The organism is Corynebacterium sp. KPL2850 (assembly GCF_040225855.1).
Lineage (GTDB): Bacteria > Actinomycetota > Actinomycetes > Mycobacteriales > Mycobacteriaceae > Corynebacterium.
In genome coordinates this window covers 1-20,197 of sequence record NZ_JBEHFV010000035.1, presented here as the reverse complement: position 1 = coordinate 20,197, position 20,197 = coordinate 1, and the positions used below count along the sequence as shown (strand labels likewise).

17 protein-coding genes, 1 tRNA gene and 2 pseudogenes are annotated in these 20,197 nt (G+C 60.2%); 7 read left to right on the top strand and 13 right to left on the bottom strand.

Annotated elements, in window-relative coordinates:
• The 9 genes and pseudogenes from ABRP93_RS10300 to ABRP93_RS10260 all read right to left on the bottom strand — a co-directional run.
• Positions 1 to 479: pseudogene (locus ABRP93_RS10300) on the bottom strand (transposase); the annotation flags it as partial.
• A 62-nt stretch (positions 480 to 541) separates the two neighbouring features.
• On the bottom strand, positions 542 to 739 hold the full coding sequence (locus ABRP93_RS10295; RefSeq protein WP_349887869.1) for a hypothetical protein: 198 nt from the start codon (positions 737 to 739) through the stop codon (positions 542 to 544).
• 134 nt (positions 740 to 873) lie between these two features.
• Positions 874 to 2,490 (bottom strand): terminase large subunit domain-containing protein, encoded by a 1,617-nt coding sequence (locus ABRP93_RS10290; protein ID WP_349887868.1) that lies wholly within the window; start codon positions 2,488 to 2,490, stop codon positions 874 to 876.
• 4 nt (positions 2,491 to 2,494) lie between these two features.
• A complete protein-coding gene (locus tag ABRP93_RS10285; protein WP_239269773.1) occupies positions 2,495 to 2,959 on the bottom strand; it encodes a phage terminase small subunit in 465 nt (154 codons plus the stop codon).
• Between the two features lie 324 nt (positions 2,960 to 3,283).
• Positions 3,284 to 3,357 (bottom strand) — tRNA-Arg (locus ABRP93_RS10280).
• 53 nt (positions 3,358 to 3,410) lie between these two features.
• The gene (locus ABRP93_RS10275; protein WP_349887867.1) at positions 3,411 to 4,967 is read right to left on the bottom strand and encodes an alpha/beta fold hydrolase; all 1,557 of its coding nucleotides are present in this window, start codon (positions 4,965 to 4,967) and stop codon (positions 3,411 to 3,413) included.
• A gap of 111 nt (positions 4,968 to 5,078) precedes the next feature.
• Positions 5,079 to 5,699 carry a LutC/YkgG family protein gene (locus ABRP93_RS10270; RefSeq protein WP_349887866.1) on the bottom strand — a complete coding sequence of 207 codons (621 nt, stop codon included), beginning with the start codon at positions 5,697 to 5,699 and terminating at the stop codon, positions 5,079 to 5,081.
• Positions 5,696 to 7,201 carry a lactate utilization protein B gene (locus tag ABRP93_RS10265; RefSeq protein ID WP_023026327.1) on the bottom strand — a complete coding sequence of 502 codons (1,506 nt, stop codon included), beginning with the start codon at positions 7,199 to 7,201 and terminating at the stop codon, positions 5,696 to 5,698. The genes ABRP93_RS10270 and ABRP93_RS10265 overlap by 4 nt, the downstream gene beginning before the upstream one ends.
• The gene (locus tag ABRP93_RS10260; protein ID WP_349887865.1) at positions 7,201 to 7,986 is read right to left on the bottom strand and encodes a (Fe-S)-binding protein; all 786 of its coding nucleotides are present in this window, start codon (positions 7,984 to 7,986) and stop codon (positions 7,201 to 7,203) included. The genes ABRP93_RS10265 and ABRP93_RS10260 overlap by 1 nt, the downstream gene beginning before the upstream one ends.
• Positions 7,987 to 8,210: 224 nt before the next feature.
• On the opposite strand from ABRP93_RS10260, the gene argS reads away from it, so the two are divergent.
• The 4 genes from argS to thrB all read left to right on the top strand — a co-directional run bounded on the left by argS (position 8,211) and on the right by thrB (position 13,676).
• A complete protein-coding gene (gene argS / locus ABRP93_RS10255; RefSeq protein WP_349887864.1) occupies positions 8,211 to 9,863 on the top strand; it encodes an arginine--tRNA ligase in 1,653 nt (550 codons plus the stop codon).
• Complete coding sequence (lysA, locus tag ABRP93_RS10250) at positions 9,864 to 11,201, top strand: diaminopimelate decarboxylase (RefSeq protein WP_349887863.1); 1,338 nt, start codon at positions 9,864 to 9,866, stop codon at positions 11,199 to 11,201.
• A gap of 178 nt (positions 11,202 to 11,379) precedes the next feature.
• Positions 11,380 to 12,723 carry a homoserine dehydrogenase gene (locus ABRP93_RS10245; RefSeq protein WP_023026331.1) on the top strand — a complete coding sequence of 448 codons (1,344 nt, stop codon included), beginning with the start codon at positions 11,380 to 11,382 and terminating at the stop codon, positions 12,721 to 12,723.
• Positions 12,724 to 12,746: 23 nt separating this feature from the next.
• A complete protein-coding gene (thrB, locus tag ABRP93_RS10240) occupies positions 12,747 to 13,676 on the top strand; it encodes a homoserine kinase (RefSeq protein WP_349887862.1) in 930 nt (309 codons plus the stop codon).
• Here the strand turns inward: thrB and ABRP93_RS10235 are convergent.
• The 4 genes from ABRP93_RS10235 to ABRP93_RS10220 all read right to left on the bottom strand — a co-directional run bounded on the left by ABRP93_RS10235 (position 13,663) and on the right by ABRP93_RS10220 (position 17,293).
• Positions 13,663 to 14,322 carry a helix-turn-helix transcriptional regulator gene (locus ABRP93_RS10235; protein WP_349887861.1) on the bottom strand — a complete coding sequence of 220 codons (660 nt, stop codon included), beginning with the start codon at positions 14,320 to 14,322 and terminating at the stop codon, positions 13,663 to 13,665. The two genes, thrB and ABRP93_RS10235, sit on opposite strands and share 14 nt — an antisense overlap.
• 4 nt (positions 14,323 to 14,326) lie before the next feature.
• On the bottom strand, positions 14,327 to 16,183 hold the full coding sequence (locus tag ABRP93_RS10230; protein WP_349887860.1) for an ATP-binding cassette domain-containing protein: 1,857 nt from the start codon (positions 16,181 to 16,183) through the stop codon (positions 14,327 to 14,329).
• 3 nt (positions 16,184 to 16,186) lie between these two features.
• Positions 16,187 to 16,948 carry a molybdate ABC transporter substrate-binding protein gene (modA, locus tag ABRP93_RS10225; RefSeq protein ID WP_239267784.1) on the bottom strand — a complete coding sequence of 254 codons (762 nt, stop codon included), beginning with the start codon at positions 16,946 to 16,948 and terminating at the stop codon, positions 16,187 to 16,189.
• Between the two features lie 84 nt (positions 16,949 to 17,032).
• Complete coding sequence (locus ABRP93_RS10220; protein ID WP_023026336.1) at positions 17,033 to 17,293, bottom strand: DUF2249 domain-containing protein; 261 nt, start codon at positions 17,291 to 17,293, stop codon at positions 17,033 to 17,035.
• 69 nt (positions 17,294 to 17,362) lie between these two features.
• On the opposite strand from ABRP93_RS10220, the gene ABRP93_RS10215 reads away from it, so the two are divergent.
• From ABRP93_RS10215 to ABRP93_RS10205, 3 genes and pseudogenes are all read left to right on the top strand, one after another.
• Positions 17,363 to 18,439, top strand: coding sequence for a DUF8744 domain-containing protein (locus ABRP93_RS10215; RefSeq protein ID WP_349887859.1), 1,077 nt, complete (start codon positions 17,363 to 17,365; stop codon positions 18,437 to 18,439).
• Positions 18,429 to 19,628, top strand: coding sequence for a beta-carotene 15,15'-monooxygenase (locus ABRP93_RS10210; RefSeq protein ID WP_349887858.1), 1,200 nt, complete (start codon positions 18,429 to 18,431; stop codon positions 19,626 to 19,628). The genes ABRP93_RS10215 and ABRP93_RS10210 overlap by 11 nt, the downstream gene beginning before the upstream one ends.
• Positions 19,629 to 20,197, top strand: a pseudogene (locus tag ABRP93_RS10205) (multicopper oxidase domain-containing protein); the annotation flags it as partial. It abuts the gene before it with no gap.

Genomic DNA, 20,197 nt, shown 5'->3' with positions numbered 1-20,197 from the left:
CGCGTCGAGGACGCGTCGCCGGCGGGCAGGAGCAGCTGATTTCCATTTGTAATACGAGGACCGGTTGATCTTCAAAACCTCACATAACCGCTTGACCTCGTAGAGGCCTCGGTTGTCATCAACGAACCGGAAGCGGTTCACCAGTTCGTCTCTTCCGCGAAATATTTGGCCGCCTTGCGGAGGATCTCTCGTTCCTCCCGGAGCTTGGCGTTTTCGCGTTCCAGCACGCGGATGCGTTCGGCGTCGGAGAGTCCTTCAGCAGGCGTGCGTGCGCTGTTGGCTGCGGCAATGGGGCTGGCGACTTTTTCACCGTTGGCGTTGGTTTTGGTGCCGGTGCCGAAGGCGTCGAGCCAGGTGCGCAGGGAGTTGCGGTTGACCCCGAGATCGGAGGCGATCGCGTTGAGCGTTGCTCCGGGGGTCGACTCGTACAACGAGACTGCGTCGCGCTTGAACTGCTCGGTGTAGGTCTTGCGTGGCATGGTGGAAAGGTACCTCACTTCCCCAGCGAGATGCTGGTTTCAAGGTGTCCACCATCTGGGGGTCAGGTCCCGAAAATCAGCATGTCCAAGATAGCTTCCGACACGCGAAGCGGAACATTAAACCGACGAGTAACCACACGCATCTCATCTCCATAATCCGGAGAGATAAAACCATCCATGCGCAGCAAATCGCCGTAGGTATCCACCACAGTTGCCGGCCATCCGGAGACCACGCCAATATCCGACAACGAATTCGGCACAGCCACCCCAATCCTCTGCACACGATGCGTCCCGTCATAGTACGACGCCAGCCGCTTATTACCTTGCCGGTGTCCTGTGACCTCTGACGTTAAAATCCCCAGAATGTCTTCTTCATTCTGTGTTAGCCCCCGAATCATAAGATGAATGACCCCCTCTTTTTCTTCTTTTTCGTCACCCCGTGCGAGACAGCATCCAAGTAGCACTTATAGGCCATGACGGCTGCATACGCTGCGTCAATTTTATCAGCAGACTCCGGCGACGACTTATAAAGCAAATACCCAGTACGTGTTTCCCTGCGCTTCGCGTTCAACAAGTGTGCGCGCAGGTATGGGCCACCGTCGTAGGTAATGTCGCGGTTGACTACCGCTTGCCTAAACTCGCTTAGCGATTGGTAGACCGCAGCGCTTTTGCCCCTCGGCCACGCCATCATCGGATGCGACGAAGTGGCCCGCACTTTGAGCTTCGGGGCGAATTCTGCTTCCCACGCGGAAACATGCTCCGTCCAGCCGGACGGGTCGCAGTACATACCCACGACACGGTAGCGAGAAAAGCAGTCACGCACGACGGCATCAACCTGGCGTGTGTCCGGTTCCCAGACCGGGTCGCGGGGCGTCTTCGACTGCCACACTGCAATCTCGAACAAATGCCCATCTGTCACTCGCATGCCAATCAACGCCGTCGCATCCGCGTTACCACGCACACGACCCCTCGAACCGTCAAACCCCAGCACCACCTTGTCACCTGGCTGGATAGCCTTATCCCTGTCCTCAATGGCGTCTACCTCGAGGTGGGAGAGGAAAGAATCGGACGAGGAGACGATTTGATTGAGGTAGAACTGTCGTGCGTCAGAAGGGTCGGTCGACGGGTCCCAAATCTCGGTAATGATGCGCTCAATATCCACCCAGCCGCCATTGTCCCGAGCAGAATCACCATAGGCGTGCACCAGGCCGCGATAGAGCGAATCGTGGTCAGCTAAGTCAGTATCCGACGGAGCTTCACGGTGGTCTACAAGAATCGTGCTGCGCTTCAACCGGCCCTGATTCTCTAACTCCACCGCCTGAAACGTCTTCTCCGCTACCGAGCCCGAGCCAGGGCGAAAAGCATTCGGCGTCTCAATCGAATGCCCACCAACCTTACCAAGGTTACGACGCAAAGTATCCGCCAGCGCTACGCCACCATTAGACTTCGTCCACGCCTCCGTCTGGTCCAGCGCCGCCCACACCGGCCGGCCACCTTCCTTCGATAGAGCACCAGAGGTGATGAACTCAATGCGGCCGCGGGGCAGCGCGATAAACGTCTCCATAGGGTCAATGTCGTAGTTATCGATGACCGGCCCATCGCGCAGCATCTCCAACAGCGGCCCATACGCGTTCTTTGACTGGTCCTCATTCACGGCGGCGAACTGTACGCGAGGAGTAACAAACTCTGACCACGGCACACCGACCGGCTGGCCGGCGGCATCCCACCCGCCGAAGCACACCGGACCTAGTGCTTCGAGAGCACCAATAGCGCCCATCAGGGGTGACTTACCGGAGCCTTTAGGTCGGGAGAAAATGCCACGTGTGTATAGGCGCTGCCCGGTCTCTGGGTCGAGTCGGTAGTAGTGGATGAGGAAGTTTGCTTGGTCAGGGGTGAGGATAAGCGGCTGGTATTCGGCCGTGTCTGGTTGGGCGAGGTTTTCTTCAATCCAGGCGAGGCATTCCCAGCCGAGTGAGGGGAATTCCCCGGGCTCTCGGGGTTTAAAAGGCATGGGGTTAGTCCACCGCCTTCAGGCTGCGGTAGCGGCCGCGTACGTCGGCTGCGGCACGGGAGGCGCGGCGCTTGTCCTCAGCTTCGTCTGCGGTAGCCATGGTGATGCGGTGGCGGGCGAGGCTGTCAGGAGTGATGCCGTATTGGGCGAGCTGTAGGCGGCGTTCTGGGCCTAGTTTAGTGTCGCCGCGGTTGTAGGCGTCGTCGAGAATCATGGTGCGCGCTAAATCGAGCCACTGGGTTTCCTGTAGGCCTTGGGTTTTCAGCGGCGGGAATTCTGCGAGGGTGTCCCAAAATCGTAGGGTTTGGTTGGTCCAGGCTTCGTCTGTGGCTGGGTTGGTGGGGCCGTAGATGTCGGTGAGTTTGGGTTGCGGTACGAAGGTGACAACGATTTCGCGTTGTTCGATGTTTTGTTGGTTCCTTCTCGCACGTGATTTTGGATTCTTCGGTGCGGGACCGCGTCCTGCCATTGCTTCCCCCAGATTTTTCGTGTGCTGTTAGCTGTCCAGTTCTAGTATAGTGTGCTATTATTTTAGGTGGCAGCTGCCGTTCGGGGGAGATGGCTCCGGGTCGATGTTTCTTCGGCTCGGAGTCATTTTTATGTCTTGGGGGAGGTGCTGGTTTGGGTGGTTTTAGCAGCGGATTTTGGGGTGAAAACGTGACGACAATTTGACGACATTTTGACGACAAGAACCACTGGAAACGGCTGGAAACCACTGGAAACGACTGGAAACGAAAAACTAAGAAACCCCCTCCCACCAGCATCTTTACTGGTAAGAGGGGGATTATAAAAGTGTCCCCGACAGGGATCGAACCTGCGACCTTCGGTACCGGAAACCGATGCTCTAATCCGCTGAGCTACGGAGACATCGCTGGGAAAATTCCCAACGATGTAATTCTAGCGCATCGCCCGCCCGGGAACTAAATCAGGCCCGGTGCGTCAGCGGTGGTTACCTCACCGGTGCGCAGATAGTGCACGCCAATCTCATCGACAGCCTTATTACCCAGCGCAAAGTGCCCGTGGCCGGGGCCGTGGACGGTGACGACGCGCGATTGCATGGGCTGGGAGAGTGCCTCGTGGTACTGGTACGGGGTCTGCGGGTCGCCCGTGCCTTGGATTTGCAGGGGCTTGGTGGCAAGGTGCGAGCCATCGAGTGGCGCCCCGCCGGTAACGGGTTCGCGGCCGCCACACCCGGCGCCAGATCCATACATGGAATTAACCAGGGAGAAAATATCGCCGGTGACAAAGTTGGACCACAGGTAGGTAGGGAAGAGCCACGGGTTACCGGCGACGGTGTTCTCGTTGCAGACGATGAGGTTTTGCATATTGATCATCTGGATAGTTTGCTGTTGTACCGCGCGGGCAAGCTCCGGATCGTCGACGACATTGAATGGCTTACTGCCGTTTAAGTGCTTGGCAAAGTCATCCCAGTGCGCAGGCATGGGAACGACCTCGCGGGTCTTGCCCAAAGTCACCGATGCTCGCTGGTCTGCCTGTGGGTTAAGTGCCTTGTCGGCGAGGAATTCTGCCTGCACGCGCAGCTCACCCGTGGCGGTCATGATATCCGCGCCCGGTTGGCCGGCGAACTCGAGCCCTGGGGGAAGGTCACCGATTTTCGCGTCCGGTGGCAAGACCGTGGGGCGGGCGCCGGCTTCCATGGCGACTTTCTGCGACCACTTTTCATAGACCTGGAGCGGAGTAGTGCCCAAGTGGTAGGTGGCGTCATTATCCGCAATGAACTGGAAAAGATCGTGCAGCGCATTTTCATACCCTTGTTGCTGCGAAGTGAAGATGCCGTTCCATGCCAGCTGCGGGCTCATGCCGGAATCGAGCAGCACCTTGCCAGTGTGCTGCGGATACTTGGTGGCGTAGGCGGAGCCAAGATAAGTGCCGTAGGATATGCCGGCGATATCGATGACGTCCTCACCCAGCGCTTGGCGCACCATCTCCCAGTCTTGGGCGGTATTGGCGGTGGTCAAAGAGTTGGTATAGCCAGGGGTATTCTGCTCGCAGGCATCTCGGGTGGCCTTGCCAATTTGCGTAGTGGCCTCGATGGGATTGAAGTTCGGGGTAGCAGCGCAGTCCACTGGCGTGGAACCGGGCAGCCCGCGCGGCTGGACGCCAATCAGATCCCATTCGTTGCGAATTTCTTCGGGCCATTCGACGCCATCGTTGTCGGCCCAAGAATAAGCGTCGCCACCAGGGCCACCTGGGTTGGTAAAGAGCGCGCCGCGGCGCGCGTCTGGCTGTGCCGCGGGTACACGGACAAAGCCGACGCTAATGGTGCCAGCCTCGGGGTTATCGTAGTAGGTAGGCACCTCTATCCGGCCGCACTCGGCGCCATCCAGATTGACCTGTGTGGGGCAATCCTCCCAGGCGATTTCTGGATCCGCCGCGGCGGCGGTGGGGGCTGCTACGCCCAGTGCGAGGGCGCTAGCGCACACTACGGTAGAAATTTTTCGAGAAAAAGAAAGCATAAGCTAAAGCTCCGACTCCTATAACGTTTGTCAGAGTTAGCTTATGCTTCTTTCAGGTTCGTGGCAGGAATTTCCACGTGGCGGGTGCCCTAACTCGGCACCCCAGCCTCGCTACTTCACAATAATCACGATGAGATCGCGCGGGCCGTGCACGCCCTCGACACGCGAGAGCTCGATATCGGAGGTCGCGGAAGGACCAGAAATCCACGTTGCGGGCTTGTCGGGGTTCATCCGGGAGATGACCTCGGGGATGCCGTAGACAACCTCGTCGCGGCGGACGATGCAGATGTGACGGTCCGGTACCAGCGTCAGCGCGCGGCGGCCGCAGCGGGAATCGGACTGCAGCACGATGGTGCCGGTCTGTGCGGAGGACACGAGGGATTCGGTGACGACGGCGTCGGCATCGTCAAGCTCGCGCGGATCCGCGTCCTCGTCGTCCGGGCGGGCCGAAAGGCCATCAAAAAGATCGGCATTCATGCCTGGGGCGTAGCGGATGTCCTTACAGTTGCGATCGCTGACGATGGAATCCAGCGTCTTTTTGAGATCGCTTTCCTCCGTGACGTGGACTTCCGCCTTGTAATCCTCGAGGCGATCGACCAGCATCTCGCGCAGCTCATCATCATTCAGTGTGCCTTCGCGCTGGTATTCGCGGGGCACATCGACGTGATCTGGGAGCCCAGCCTGCTTCTGTGCCGAACGAATGCGGTTTAGGATGTCTTGTTTTGCGCTCACTTGGAGGCCTCCTTACGGGCATTGGACAGCAACTCTTTGCCTTCTTCGGAGTCGAACCATTGGCGGAAGGATTTCTTCGGCGGAATCGCGGTATCGCGGCCATCGGACCAACCGGACATAAATAGCGGCAGCGACTCGATGGTGCCGTTGAATCCGCCCATTACGCGGCCAAGCGCCACGAGGTGGGTGACCTTATCCCACATCTTCGGGTTGTCCCAGAGCAGCTGCACCGTCTTGAAGAGCTTCGGCTCAATCGGGGAGGCAGCGTGGGTGACCTTCTGATGGCGGTTTTCCAAGATGACATCAGAAAGCGGAATCTTGACTGGGCATACATCGTCGCAGCGCCCGCACAGCGAGCAGGCGTACGGCAGGCTAGCCGATGGATCGTTGTGGTCCTTCATGCCGGTGAGCTGCGGGGTCAGCGAGATACCGATGGGGCCCGGGTACACGGAGCCGTAGGCGTGTCCGCCGGCGCGCTCGTACACGGGGCAGACATTGAGGCAGGCCGAGCAACGGATGCACTTCAGCGCCTGGTGCCCAACGGGCGAAGACAGCGCTGCGGTGCGCCCATTATCCAGCAAGACGATGTGGAAGTTCTGCGGGCCATCGCCCTCTGTCACACCGGACCACATGGAGGTATACGGGTTCATGCGCTCCGCGGTGGAGGAACGAGGCAGCAGCTGCAGGAAGACTTCCAGGTCCTGGAATGTAGGCACGAGCTTTTCGATGCCCATGACGGTAATTAGCGTTTCCGGCAACGTCACGCACATGCGGCCATTGCCCTCAGATTCCACTACGTTAACCGTGCCGGTTTCTGCCACACCGAAGTTGGCGCCGGAAATGGCGACCTTGGCCTTCATGAACTGCTGGCGCAGGAACTGGCGGGATGCCTCGGCCAACTCGGCGGGCTCAGCCTTCAGCGAGTCATCGGTATTGGGCATCTTATCGACGAAGATATCGCGAATTTCCGCGCGGTTGCGGTGAATTGCGGGCACCAGAATGTGCGATGGCATATCGTCACCAAGCTGGACGATGAGCTCTGCCAAGTCGGTTTCCTGGGCGTGGATTCCGGCCTCTTCGAGGTGCTCATTCAAGCCGATTTCCTGGGTAGCCATGGACTTAACCTTGACCACGTCGGTTTCACCCGTTTCGCGGATGAGACCTTCAATGATCTCGTTGGCCTCCTTGGCGTCGCGGGCCCAGTGGACGATGCCGCCGCGGTCAGATACTGCCTTTTCAAATTGTTCGAGCAATTCCGGCATGCGGGCGGTGACGTCCTCTTTGAGGGCAGAACCGGCGTTGCGGAGCAGCTCCCAGTCATCCACTTCCTGCACGGTGTTGGCGCGCTTTTCGCGGATGGTGGTGGTCGCGTGCTGCAGGTTGTGGCGCTGGGTAGCGTTATTCAGTCCGACGTGCGCGAGCGGGACAAAGGCCTTGCTGCCACGCAGGTTGCCGTAGCCTTCAGGGGCGCGCGGTGGGGTGGTGTCGAGGAAAGAGGTCATTAGAGCATCGTCTCCTTGGAGTATGCGGCGGAGTCTGGCTGCCACGGGTGTTCCTTGGTGGAAGCCAAAATCTCAGCCATGTGTAGGGCGCGAATGCCGGAGCGCTGGCGGTGAAGCGCGCCGCCGATATTCATCAGACACGACGAGTCACCAGCGGTAACGTACTCGGCTTTGGTGTCCTTAATGTGGCAGGTTTTATCGGAGACCATTGCCTGGGACACCTCTGCATTCTTCAGGGCGAACGTGCCGCCGAAGCCGCAGCACTCTTCGCTATTGGCTAGCGGTGCCAAGTCGATGCCCTCGACTTCTTGCAAAAGCTTGTAGGGGCGGTCTTCCAACTTGAGGAAGCGTAGGCCGTGGCAGGCAGAGTGGTAGGTCACCCGGTGTGGGAAGAAAGCGCCGACATTGGTCACGCCTTCAATATCGACCAAAAATTCCGTGAGATCGTAGGTCTTCTGTGCGGTCTTTTGCGCGCCATCGACATCGGCGGAAGTGCCGAAGCGGTCGGCAATGCTTTCGTGGCGGTCGCGAACTGCTGCAACGCAGGAACCGGAGGCGGCCACGACGTAGTCAATGGAAGGATCTGCGAAGGCATCCGCATAAGAGCGGATCATCCCCAGAGTTTCCTTTTGGTAGCCGGTGTTGATGTGCATCTGGCCGCAGCAGGTTTGCTCCTCCGGAAGGACAACTTCGTGACCTAACCGGGAGAGAACCAATGCCGTCGCCTTTTGGACGTCCGGGAAAAGGGTGTCACCAATGCAAGTAGAAAAAAGCGCAATGCGCATACGGTGCTCCTTATTAGTTTTTAAGTCATGGAGGTGTCATTAACACTACACATTCACTGCGTGGAATGTAGTGTGAATCACGTTCTACCAGCATATATTTTGTAATATATATCGCAATATAGGTTTGCCTAAGAGGTCTATTAAATGAGCGATCTCCGCCCGCGGAAATGTTAGCCAGTGCTTCTTTTCGCACGTGTCGGGGCAGTGAACTAGACTCTTGCCACATGACTCCAGCTGATTTGGCCACCTTAGTTAAAGAATCCGCCACCGAGGTCATGGCAGAACATGACCTAGACGCGTCCGTATTGCCGGAATCTGTCACGGTAGAGCGCCCCCGCAACCCAGAACACGGTGACTACGCCACCAACCTTGCACTGCAGGTGGCCAAGAAAGCCGGCGCGAATCCGCGCGAATTTGGTGGCTGGTTAGCGCAAAAATTAGCCCAGCACGATGCCATTGCGGAAGCCGATATTGCCGGGCCTGGATTTATTAATATCCGCTTAGCCGCCGCTGCCCAGGGTGAGATTGTCGCCCAGATTCTGCAGGCAGGCGCGGACTACGGTTCGAATGACTCCTTTGCAGGCAAGAAGATTAACCTGGAATTTGTGTCTGCCAACCCCACGGGCCCGATTCACCTGGGCGGGACGCGGTGGGCCGCCGTCGGCGATTCGCTAGGCAGGGTACTCACGGCTTCCGGTGCAGAAGTCACCCGCGAGTACTACTTCAATGATCACGGCGGCCAGATCGATCGCTTCTCGCGCTCCCTTGTTGCCGCAGCTAAAGGCGAGCCCACGCCGGAGGACGGCTACGGCGGAGATTATATTCGCGACATCGCAAACGCGGTTGTGGAAAAGAACCCCAACGCGCTCGAGGGCGATGCTGCGCAGGTGCAGGAGGCCTTCCGCGCCGATGGCGTAGAGATGATGTTTGCCCAGATCAAGCAGTCCCTGCATGAATTTGGCGTGGATTTTGATGTCTACTTCCACGAAAATTCGCTGTTTGAGTCTGGGGCGGTAGATAAGGCCCTTGAGACCCTGAAGTCTGAAGGCCACCTTTATGAGGCGGATAACGCGTGGTGGCTGAAATCTACCGACTATGGCGATTCTAAGGATCGCGTCGTGGTGAAATCGGACGGCAATGCGGCGTACATCGCCGGCGATATCGCCTACGTGGCCGATAAATTCGACCGCGGTCACGATCTTAATATCTACATGTTGGGCGCTGACCACCACGGTTACGTCCCGCGCTTGAAGGCGGCGGCAGCTGCCTTGGGCTATGACGCCGATGGCGTCGAGGTGCTCATTGGCCAGATGGTCAACCTGTTGCGCGACGGCAAGCCGGTGCGCATGTCTAAGCGCGCGGGCACCGTAATCACCATCGAGGATTTGGTCGCCGCCATTGGTGTCGATGCATCGCGTTATTCGCTGGTGCGCTCTTCCGTGGACCAGTCCATCGATATCGACCTGGGCCTGTGGGAGTCGCAGTCCTCGGATAATCCGGTCTACTACGTGCAATACGGTCACGCCCGGTTGTGCTCGATTGGACGCAAGGCAGCGGAGCTGGGGGTTAGCTCCGAAGCCGCGGACCTGTCGCTGCTGGAGCATGAGCGCGAGGGCGACCTTATCCGCACTTTGGGTGAGTTCCCTGCCGTAGTGGCAGATGCCGCGGAACTGCGCGAGCCGCACCGCGTGGCGCGCTATGCCGAAGAGTTGGCTGGCGTATTCCACCGTTTCTATGACACCTGCCAGGTTTTGCCCAAGGCAGGGGAGGAACAGCAGCCCATTCACAGCGCACGCCTCGCATTGGCGGAAGCATCCCGCGTCGTCCTGTCCAATGCCTTGACTATAGTTGGCGTGAGCGCACCGGAGAAGATGTAAATGGCTGATTTCAATGAGCTTCCCGCCCACGTGTGGCCGCGGAATGCGAGCCGCCAGGAAGACGGCGTAGTTACCGTAGCGGAAGTGCCCTTGCCGGATTTGGCAGAGGAATTCCAGACCCCGCTGTACGTCTTCGATGAAGATGACTTCCGCTCGCGCTGCCAGGACATGGCGCGTGCCTTCGGCGGGCCGGATCACGTGCACTATGCCTCCAAGGCGTTCATTTCCAAAAAGGTGGTGCAGTGGGTCAACGAAGAAGGCCTGTGTCTCGATGCTGCCGCGCTCAATGAGCTAAAGATCGCGCTCGCCGCAGAGTTCCCGGTCGCGCGCATTACGGCGCACGGCAATAATAAGGACGAGGAATACTTGCGCCTGTGCGTGGACGCGGGCGTGGGCCACGTGGTCATCGATAATGAACAGGAGCTCGAAGAGCTCAACCGCATCGCCGGCGAGGCAGGCGTGGTGCAGCCGGTAATGATTCGCGTCAAGCCGGGTGTGGACGCGCATACCCACGAGTTCGTGGCCACCTCGCACGAGGACCAGAAATTCGGTATTTCCCTGGCCACGGGCGCGGCCTTCGCCGCCGCTAAGCGCTGCCTTGAGGTGAATAACCTCCGCTTGGGCGGCCTGCATTGCCACGTGGGCTCCCAGGTCTTCAATGCCGAGGGTTTCAAACTCGCCGCAGAGCGCGTGCTGGAGCTCTACCGCCAAATCCACACCGAGCTGGGCGTTGACCTAGCCGAGCTGGACTTGGGCGGCGGCTTTGGTATTCCGTATATGCCCTATGAGGAAGCCCTGAATATTGACCGCGTGGCCCAGGACATGCTGCGGGCAGTGGACCAAACCGCGGAAGAACTCGACATTAAGGCGCCGTTCCTCCTCGTGGAGCCGGGGCGCTCCTTGGTGGCGGGGTCTGCCGTGACCGTCTACCGCGTGGGTACGGTTAAGGATGTGGAAACCGGCAAGGCCGATTTGCCGGTGCGCCGGTATATCTCCATTGATGGGGGAATGTCCGATAATATCCGCCCCGCCCTCTACGGTTCCGAATACGATGTGCGCCTGGTTAACCGCTTTAGCGACGGCGAGATGGTGCCCTCGCGCATCGTGGGCTTCCACTGCGAATCCGGCGATATCCTGCTGGAGGAAGGCGAATTGCCCAATGATATCCAGCCGGGAGACCTGCTCGCCTTCGCGGCGACCGGTGGGTATCAGTACATGATGTCGTCGCGGTACAACGGCGCGGTGCGCCCAGCTGTGGTTGCAACGCGCGTGGGAAATACCAAGCCCATGCTGCGGCGCGAAACCATCGAGGATCTCTTGTCCTTGGAAGTGGATTAAGCCAGTTCTACCCCCGTAACGCAGGGGCCGCAATCGGCCCGTGCGGCGGGGGTTTTCTGTAGCTGAACGAATATTATCCCCCGCATGTCGCAATATAGACAGCTCGTTCTGTATAGTGTCCTGTAGCCGCTTAAAGCGGGAGACATTTTCCACCACTTAATCGACATGGAGACGGACTATGGATGCTTCAAACAGTGAGCTACAGCTACATTCGCGTACCGGCAAGGGTGAAGGCGAAACCGTTGGCATCGCGCTGCTTGGATTCGGCACCGTGGGCGCGGAAGTTTTCCGCCTCTTAGATGAAAATGCGGATGCCTTTGCTCATCGCATCGGTGGGCCAGCAGAGATCCGTGGCATCGCCATCCAGAATAAAAACAAGCTGCGCCCAGGCGTGCCCAACGAGTTGCTGACCGATGATGCCAAGGCACTGATCTCCCGCGATGATATCGACTTGGTGGTGGAGGTCATCGGCGGGATCGATTTCCCGCGCGAGTTGGTTTTGACCGCGCTTAATTCCGGCAAGTCCGTGGTGACGGCGAATAAGGCGCTCGTTGCCGCGCACGCTGATGAATTGGCCGAGGCCGCGGAACGCTCCGGCGTTGACCTGTACTTTGAAGCCGCCGTGGCCGCAGCCATCCCCGTCGTGGGTATGCTGCGCCGCTCCCTGGCGGGCGACCAGATTGAGCGCATCTCCGGCATCGTCAACGGCACGACCAACTACATCTTGGATGCCATGGAATCCACCGGAGCCACCTATGACGAGGCCTTGGCGGAAGCCACCCGCTTGGGCTATGCCGAGGCGGATCCCACCGCGGACGTGGAGGGCCACGACGCGGCGTCCAAGGCCGCCATCATGGCCTCCATCGGCTTCCACACCCGCGTGAAGTTCGAGGACGTGCACTGCGAGGGAATTACCGATATCACGGCAGACGATATTGCCGCGGCAAACGATGCCGGCTATTCCATCAAGCTGCTGGCCATTTGTGAGCGCCTGCGCCGCGAGGATGGATCCGAAGTGGTCAATGCGCGCGTGCACCCGACCCTGGTGGCCAAGGAGCACCCGCTGGCTACCGTCAGCGAGTCCTACAACGCCATCTTTGTCGAGGCTGAGGCAGCCGGCTCGCTCATGTTCTACGGCAATGGTGCCGGCGGCAACCCCACCGCTTCGGCCGTGCTTGGCGATGTCGTCGGTGCCGCCCGCAATATCGTCCACGGCGGTCGCGCGCCTGGCGAGAATACCTACGCCAACTTGCCGATTGCGGACTTCGGCGAGGTCGATACCCGCTTCCACATCGATATGGAAGTCCAAGATCGCGCTGGCGTTTTGGAGGTCATCTCCGCGCTTTTCGCACAGCATGGGGTATCCCTGCGCACCGTGCGCCAAGAGGACGGCGAGGACACCGCGCGCCTTATCGTGGTCACCCACGCCGCCAAGGAAGCGACCCTGGAAAACATCGTCTCCGCCTTGGGCGAGCTCGATGAGGTCAAGGCCGTTCATTCGGTCATCCGCTTGGGCAGCTAAACCGGTTCGATATATTAGTCACCATGAGCATCGAAGTTGAAGTCGGCACCAAAGCGATAGTCACCGTTCCTGCCTCCACGGCGAACCTGGGGCCGGGATATGACACCCTGGGCATGTCATTGAGCATGTATGATACCGCCGAGGTGGAGGTCATTCCCTCCGGCCTCGAGGTGGAGATTTTTGGTGAGGGGGCAGAAGACCTCCCGCGCGATGGATCGCACCTTATGGTCAAGGCCATCCGCTCCGCGCTATCTGCCGCCGAAGCCACGGTGCCGGGGTTGCGCGTGGTTTCGCATAATACGATTCCCCAATCGCGCGGCCTGGGTTCTTCGGCGTCTACGGCGGTCGCCGGCGTGGCAGCCGGCAATGCCTTGGCGGGCAACCCACTCACCCAAGATCAGCTCGTGCAATTGTCTTCGGCGTTTGAGGGCCACCCGGATAATGCCGCGGCCTCGGTACTGGGCAGTGCTGTGGTCTCGTGGACGACGGTTCCTGTCGATGGCCGCTCCCTGCCGGAATACAAGGCCGCCACCATCAACGTGCACCCCGATATTCGGGCGACCGCGCTGGTGCCGGATTCCCACGCCTCCACCCAGGCGGTGCGTCGCGCGCTGCCTTCGCACGTGACGCATTCCGATGCCGCCTTTAACGTCTCCCGCACCGCCGTCCAGGTAGCCGCGTTGCAGAACTACCCGGAACTTTTGTGGGAAGGCACCCGCGACCGTTTGCACCAGCCGTATCGCGCCGGCGTGCTGCCGGTGACCGCGGAGTGGGTGAACCGCCTGCGCAATCGCGGATACGCCGCCTATCTTTCCGGGGCGGGGCCGACGGTGATGGTGCTGCACACGGAGGACATCGACGAGAGCATACTTGATGATGCCCGCGAGCAGGGCCTGCGCGTCTTCGATCTCAAGGTCGCGGGACCGGTCCGCGTGGAAGTTACACAGGCTTAATCTCGATCTGGCATACTTCGGGGCGCTGCATCGGGGTTAAGGCTATATCCGCGTCCGTACCGCTGGCTTCTTGTAAAAAGCCAGCGTGTATGGCGCAGACAAAGGGGCTCGGGGTGGTTCCGGAGGAGACGAATGGGCAGGCGTTCAACTCGATCTCGGATGAATCCGCGCCCTGCGAAGGATCAAACCCCATATCGCGCAGGGTGGCAAAGAGGGTATCGAGCGCGCCGCACTGGAGATCTGCCCCCGTAGCGCGCGCCCACTGCCGCCCCAATTCCCGGGCCTGTGGGGAAGAGAAATCGTCGAGCTCTTCCTTGCCCGCGAGCATGGAGGTCAGCACGCTAATGAGGCTGACGTATTCCTCTGCGATGGCACGGTTATCCGGCACGCGGGCCTGGTACACCAGGGAAGGGCGCCCGCGCCCAGAGCTGCGTTCTGGAACGGCGGTGATGGCGCCAACCTGAATGAGCTCATCGATGTGCCCGCGCGCGGTATTGACGTGCATGCCTAAATCTTTTGCTACCTCCGCTGCACGGGCTCCTCGCGAATAATGCTGCAGCTGCGTGAGCACCTCGCGCTGCTTAGGAGATAGCTTGAGCGCTTCTGGGAAAAGGTCGGAGCTGGGGCGTGGGAGCGAATTGGGCATGCGATTAACTTCGTATCTCTGGGTGCTGATGAGGGGCTTGATTAACAGAAATCTTATCTTTAGCCACGCTATAGGATACGGTATTTCCTGTATCAATGCCTAAAGCCGTCTGCCTACTGACCGGCACGGTAATGGTGTGTCCACCCATATCCAGGCTCAGCCGGGCACCCGCCATGCTGGCCGCTTCCACCGCGATGACCTTGGTAGACCAGTGATTGACCCCGGTAGAGGCTTCAGAGGTAAGGTGCACGTCGCTTGGCTTAAACGTGACCACTACCTTATCGCCGGCGCGGAGATCGCTCGCGTCACCGGTGATGGTTGTGCTCCCGCAAGAGACGATGGTCTCGGTAGCGGTGGCGGCTTTGACGGTACCTTCTACGCGGTTGAGCCCGGCGATGGAAGCCACGAAGCCGGTGGGCGGGACATCGAGTAAATCCGCAGCCGAGCCGTGGGCGATGACGTTGCCGGAATTCATGACCACCATGTCATCGGCAAGCCCAGCAATATCCAGCGCATTATGGGTCACCAGCAGCGTGGTCCGGTCGCGGCGGGTGGCGCGCAGGAAGCGGCGCCACTTGCTGGCGGATTCCACGTCGATGGCCGCCAAGGGCTCATCTAGAATCAGGATGGCGGGCCGCGCGGCGAGCGCGCGGACGAAGGCGACTTGGGCGGCTTGGCCGCCGGAAAGGGCTGGCACGGGGACATCGTTAAGCTCACGCAAGCCCGCAGCCTCCAGCAACTGCGTGGCGCGCTGCTTATCGCGGGTGACCATCGCGATGGCTTGGTTGGCGGTAGCCTGCGGCGGCAGGCCGGGGCGCTGGGTCAGCAGGACGATGTCATCCTGGTTGGCGCTAATCTCCGCGCCGGTCAGACGCCCGGCGATGCGGCTCATCAGCGTGGTTTTACCCGATCCATTGGAACCGACGATGGTGGTGATCGCGCGCGGAGTAAATTCAGTCGTCTCCCCATCCGCCGTGACGGATAGGGCAGGGGCATTATCCGGGGCGGTCAGGGCGCGGAGTTTCTCGTAGTCCATGCTGTGCAGCTCGCGGGCCTGCGCCTGATAGGAACGCTGGAGGAGCGAGGGCAGCCCGGCGAGGGCGAGGCAGACAATCGCCATCGCGATGAGGATGACGGAGAGCACGTAGGCGCCATCGGTATCGACCTCGCGCTCCAAATAAATGCCGAGCGGCATCGTGCGGGTCACGCCCGGCTGGGAGCCCGCGAAGGTCAGCGTGGTGCCGAACTCGCCGAGGGACCGGGCAAAGGCAAGGCCGGCGCCGGTAGCAAGGGCGGGGGCGATGGAGGGGATGGTGATTTTGCGCAGTACCTCCCAGCGGGAAAGGCCTATGCTGGCGGCAGAGGCCAAAATCTCCTGATCCAATTGGCGCAGGGCGGAATCGACCGCCACCACGACGAAGGGCAAGGCGACGAAGCACTGCGCGGCGATGACGCCCGGGAAAGCAAAAGCAAAATGGAAGTCGATGGCGTCTAGAAGCGGGGACAAATAGCCCCGGCGGCCAATGGCGGCGGTCAGCGCCAAACCGCCCACCACGGGTGGCATGGCCAGGGGCAAATAGATGAATAGGCGGATAACGCCGCTGCCCCGGCCAAGCTGTTGGACCCATAAGGCAAGACCGGTCCCCAGTACCATCGCCAGCAGCATTGATTGGAATGCCGCGGTGAAGGACAGCTTGAGCATGTCCCAAATCTCCGGTTTGGCGAGGTATTCGCCGATGCGGTCCCACGGTACGCGCAGACCCAGCGAGGCTACGGGAACGAGGATAACAACGACCGCGATGAGGCCGATAAGGCCGATAACGAGGGGAGACTGAAGACGAATGGGCTGGGGAGGGGTCATTGATTAATCTGCTGGGTTAAAGCCGTACTCTTCCCAGGTCTTATCAAAGTCATCGGCCAACAGGTCGAGGACCTTTTGTGCCTCTTCTGGGTGCTCAGCCTCGGCGGAGACTGCGCCCAGGATCTGGTTGGCAAACTTATCAGCATCCGGGATCTCGATGACCTCTACATCATCGCCAGCGGCCGCGGCGTCGGTGGAGTAGACCCAGCCGGCATTGGCCTCACCGGAGACGACTTTGCCCAAAACGTCAGCGACCTGCTGCTCCTGGGAGGCGGGCTTTACGTCCAGGTCGTTTTCTTCGATGATCTGGGAAGAGATATCGCCGCAGGGAACCTGCGGGTCACAGATGACGAAGCGGTCTTCGTTCTGCAGATCCTCGATGGAGTGGATATTGCCCGGGTTGCCCTTCGGTACGACCATCACCATGACGTTGGTGGCAAGCACCTTCGGGTCCTTCACAGTTCCGTCATTGATTGCCTTGTCCATGGTCTTTTTGGACGCGGTAAGCAGCAGGTCCGCAGGAGCGCCCTCGCTGAGCTTATTGACCAAGTCAGAAGAGCCGCCATTTTGGAACTCGAGGTCAACCGGGGTGTCGAGCTCGGAAGCGCGCTTTTCTAGTTCGTCATTGATGACGCGGGTGGACGATGCAGCCAAGAGGTTCAGGCTGGTCTGCTCTGCATCGGAGGTGGTGGAGGTATCGGGAGAGCAGGCGGAGAGCGCCAAGCCGGTCGCAGCAACGGCGGCTGCGGCAAATTTCTTATTCATAGTGAATGCTCCGTGTTATATAGACAACTATGTACGAGAGATAGAGTTATCACCATTTAGCCTATCGATTTGCACGGGAATACACTACGAAATTCGCGTGAACTTGATGTGATAGTCGTTTTCTTCTTCCTTGAGGTAAGACAGCTCGAATTCCTCCGCGCGCTCTTCCACTTCCTTGAGTAGAGGGAGTGGGTTGTGCGGGGCGATGAGGATCATGGCTTGGCCCACGTTCAGGGTGCCCAAAGCGCCGTGGATGGCGCCGTGGCGCACGGCGTGGGGGATTTCGGAGGCGTTGAGGGTGGGAATGGAGTTCTGCTGGGAGGTATCAGTGATGGGAAGTTCCATGGGAAGCGTCATCCTTTCGGAGGTGGGGTGAGGTTTTACCTTGCCACCAATATTAGTACGATTAAAACCGTGATAAATAATAGGCTCGCGCACCGATTCTTCTTCCTTGCCTGCGCGGGGCTGTCCTTGCTTGTTGGGCTCGCCGCGGGGGCATCCCTGCTCGGCGTGGGGTTCTCGCCGGCAGCGTCTCTAGCTGCCGATCATGGCCCCTTGATGGTCTTTGGTTTTGTTGGCGGCGCCATCGGGCTGGAGCGCGCCGTCGCCGTGCGCACGCGGTGGGCCTGGGTAGGACCCATCTTCCACGTCGCCGGGTTCGTGGGCATCATGGCGGGCTTACCGCGGCAGGTCCCGGCTTTGTGCTTCGCAGCAGGCTTCATAGTGCTCGGATTTATCTATGCCACCATCCACCGGCGCCAGCCCGCCCTGTCCATCCTCGTGCAGGCCACCGGCGTCATCGGCGGGGTAGCGGCGGCCCTGCTGTGGGCCATGGAACCGGCGTTTTCTACCGCGATGCCGCTGTGCGTGCTCTACGTGGTAGCGACGATCATCGGCGAGCGCATGGAGCTTGCCCGCATCACCATGGCTGGCACGCAGGCGGAAAAGCGGATTACGCTGTGGGTTTTGGGGTTGGCGGCGCTGAGCGTGGTCTATATCCTCTCCCCGGCAGTGGGCTATCGCGCGATGGGCGTGGCGCTTATCGGCGTTGCGGTTTCTACCGTGCGCGTGGATGTGGCGAAGAACCTAGTGCGCTCGCGCGGGCTGCCACGCTATTCCGCCGCGTGCATGCTCGCCGGGTATTTTTGGTTGGCCCTCGGCGGCTATTTCTGGCTGCTCTATGGCGAAAGCTCCGGCTTTGCCTACGACGCCTCTGTACACGCCATCTTTTTGGGCTTTGTCATGTCCATGATTTTCGCGCATGCCCCCATCATCATTACCTCCGTCATCCGCCGCCACTTGCCCTACCACCCGGTGCTTTTCCTTCCCGTGGCGGTCTTGCACGGCGGGCTGGCGCTGCGCATGCTTGCCGATGTCGCCCGCCACACCGTCGCCTACCAGGTAGGTGGGCTGACGACCCTCGCCGCCGTCTTGGTTTTCCTCGCCTGCGGCATTACTTTGACGGTGAAGGAGGCCCGCCGTGCACATTAATGACATCTCCCTGGCCGCCCGCAGCCGCTGGCACATCCTGACCGCTGCGCTTATCGGCGCGTGGGTACTCATCGGCATCGGCATCAACGTGGCGGGCCACCTGGGCGCGCCCGTGGTGTGGTGGGATCTCATCCACCCGCTGACCATCGGCGCGCTGACCACCGCCATCATCGTATTTTCCACCCACTTCACCGAGGCTCTTACCCGCACCGCCAATAACGGATACCGGGGAGTAGGCGCGCGCGTGGCGCTCATCCAGGTGGGCCTTATCCTGCTCATTATCGATCGCACGGGGTATGACTGGGGCCTGCTTGCCGATGCCGCCTCCCTCCTCATCATCGCCGCCTTAGCCTGGCAGCTCGTTTTTATCTACACGCGTTTGCGCGGATCGCTTTCTGGATCGTTTGCGGTGACGGTGCCGTTTTATGCAGCCGCCTCCATCTTCATGATCGCCTCTGTAATCCTCGTGATTTTAAGCGGCAATGGCGTGGGCAACTATTCCTTCCTCGTGGCCGCCCACTCGCGCGGCATGGTCTGGGGGTTCGCGTGGCTGACCATTGTGGGCACCATTGTGACGCTGCTTCCCACTTTGTCTAATACCGCTATTTCGCCTATCGCGCGGGCGCGGTGCACGCGCGGGCTCATTGTCTACTGCGCCGGGCTGGCACTGACCATGGTTTGCGGCGCGGTGGGGTGGACGCGCGCGGCGGGCATCGCCCAGCTGCTCGTCGTTCTAGCCGCCATCATGATCATCCAACCGGTACTGGCCACCGTGCTGGGGCGCAACCCCGAGCTCACCACAGCATCTGTATCCGTCATCGCCGGGTTGCTCTGGATGCTGGCCCTGTGCGCCGGCGATGCCGTTTCCGCAGCGCTTGGTGCCTACCCGCGCGCCATCACGCTGTTTTTGGTCCCGGCCTTCATCGGCGGCGGAGTATTACAACTGGTCACCGGTGTCTTGCACCACCTCTTGCCCACCCTGGTGGGAGGCGGTCCGGCCAGGGTGCATCACGGCCGGGCTACCGCGGACCGCACCGGTTTTGCTCGACTCGTCCTCATCAACCTCGGCGCCTTGCTGAGCCTAGTCAACGCCCTGCCTGCTGGGCTTATCCTCATGGGGATAGGCTTAGCATTAAACGTGCTTGCCGTGGGCCGCGCCGTTTACCAACAACAGAATCTGGAGAATTAAATGCTTAGTGTTTCTTCATCACAGCCACAGGATAAGCCGCCGGAGTCCGGCAACTCCCAGTGGGCTTCGTGGCTGCTCATCGGTATCGCGTTGGCCGCGGTAATCGCGCTCGCCCTAGTCAATGCCACCTCTAAGGACTCCCAGCCGGCGGGCTCTGTCGCCGAAGGCGAAACCCACACCATTGACGTAGAAGTCGATGGCATGGCCTTCGTCCCCAACCACGTTGATGTGGATCCCGGCACCCACTTGGTGGTCAACTTCACCAATACCGGGGACCAAGTCCACGATCTGAAGATTGGCGATGCAGAAACCGGCCGCGTCGATCCCGGCGATACCGTGCAGCTCGATGCCGGCGTCATCGAATCCAGCATCGAAGGCTACTGCACCATCGCCGGCCACCGCCTGCAGGGCATGACCTTTGACGTCAACGTGGGCGACTCCGCGCCGAGCACCGGCGGGCACGATCACCACCACGCCGTGGCAGGGTCCTCCAATCCGCACGTTGATGTTCCTAGCGCCGCCGATCTTAGCGCCTCCCGCGACGGCTTTAGCGCCTATGACGCCTCCCT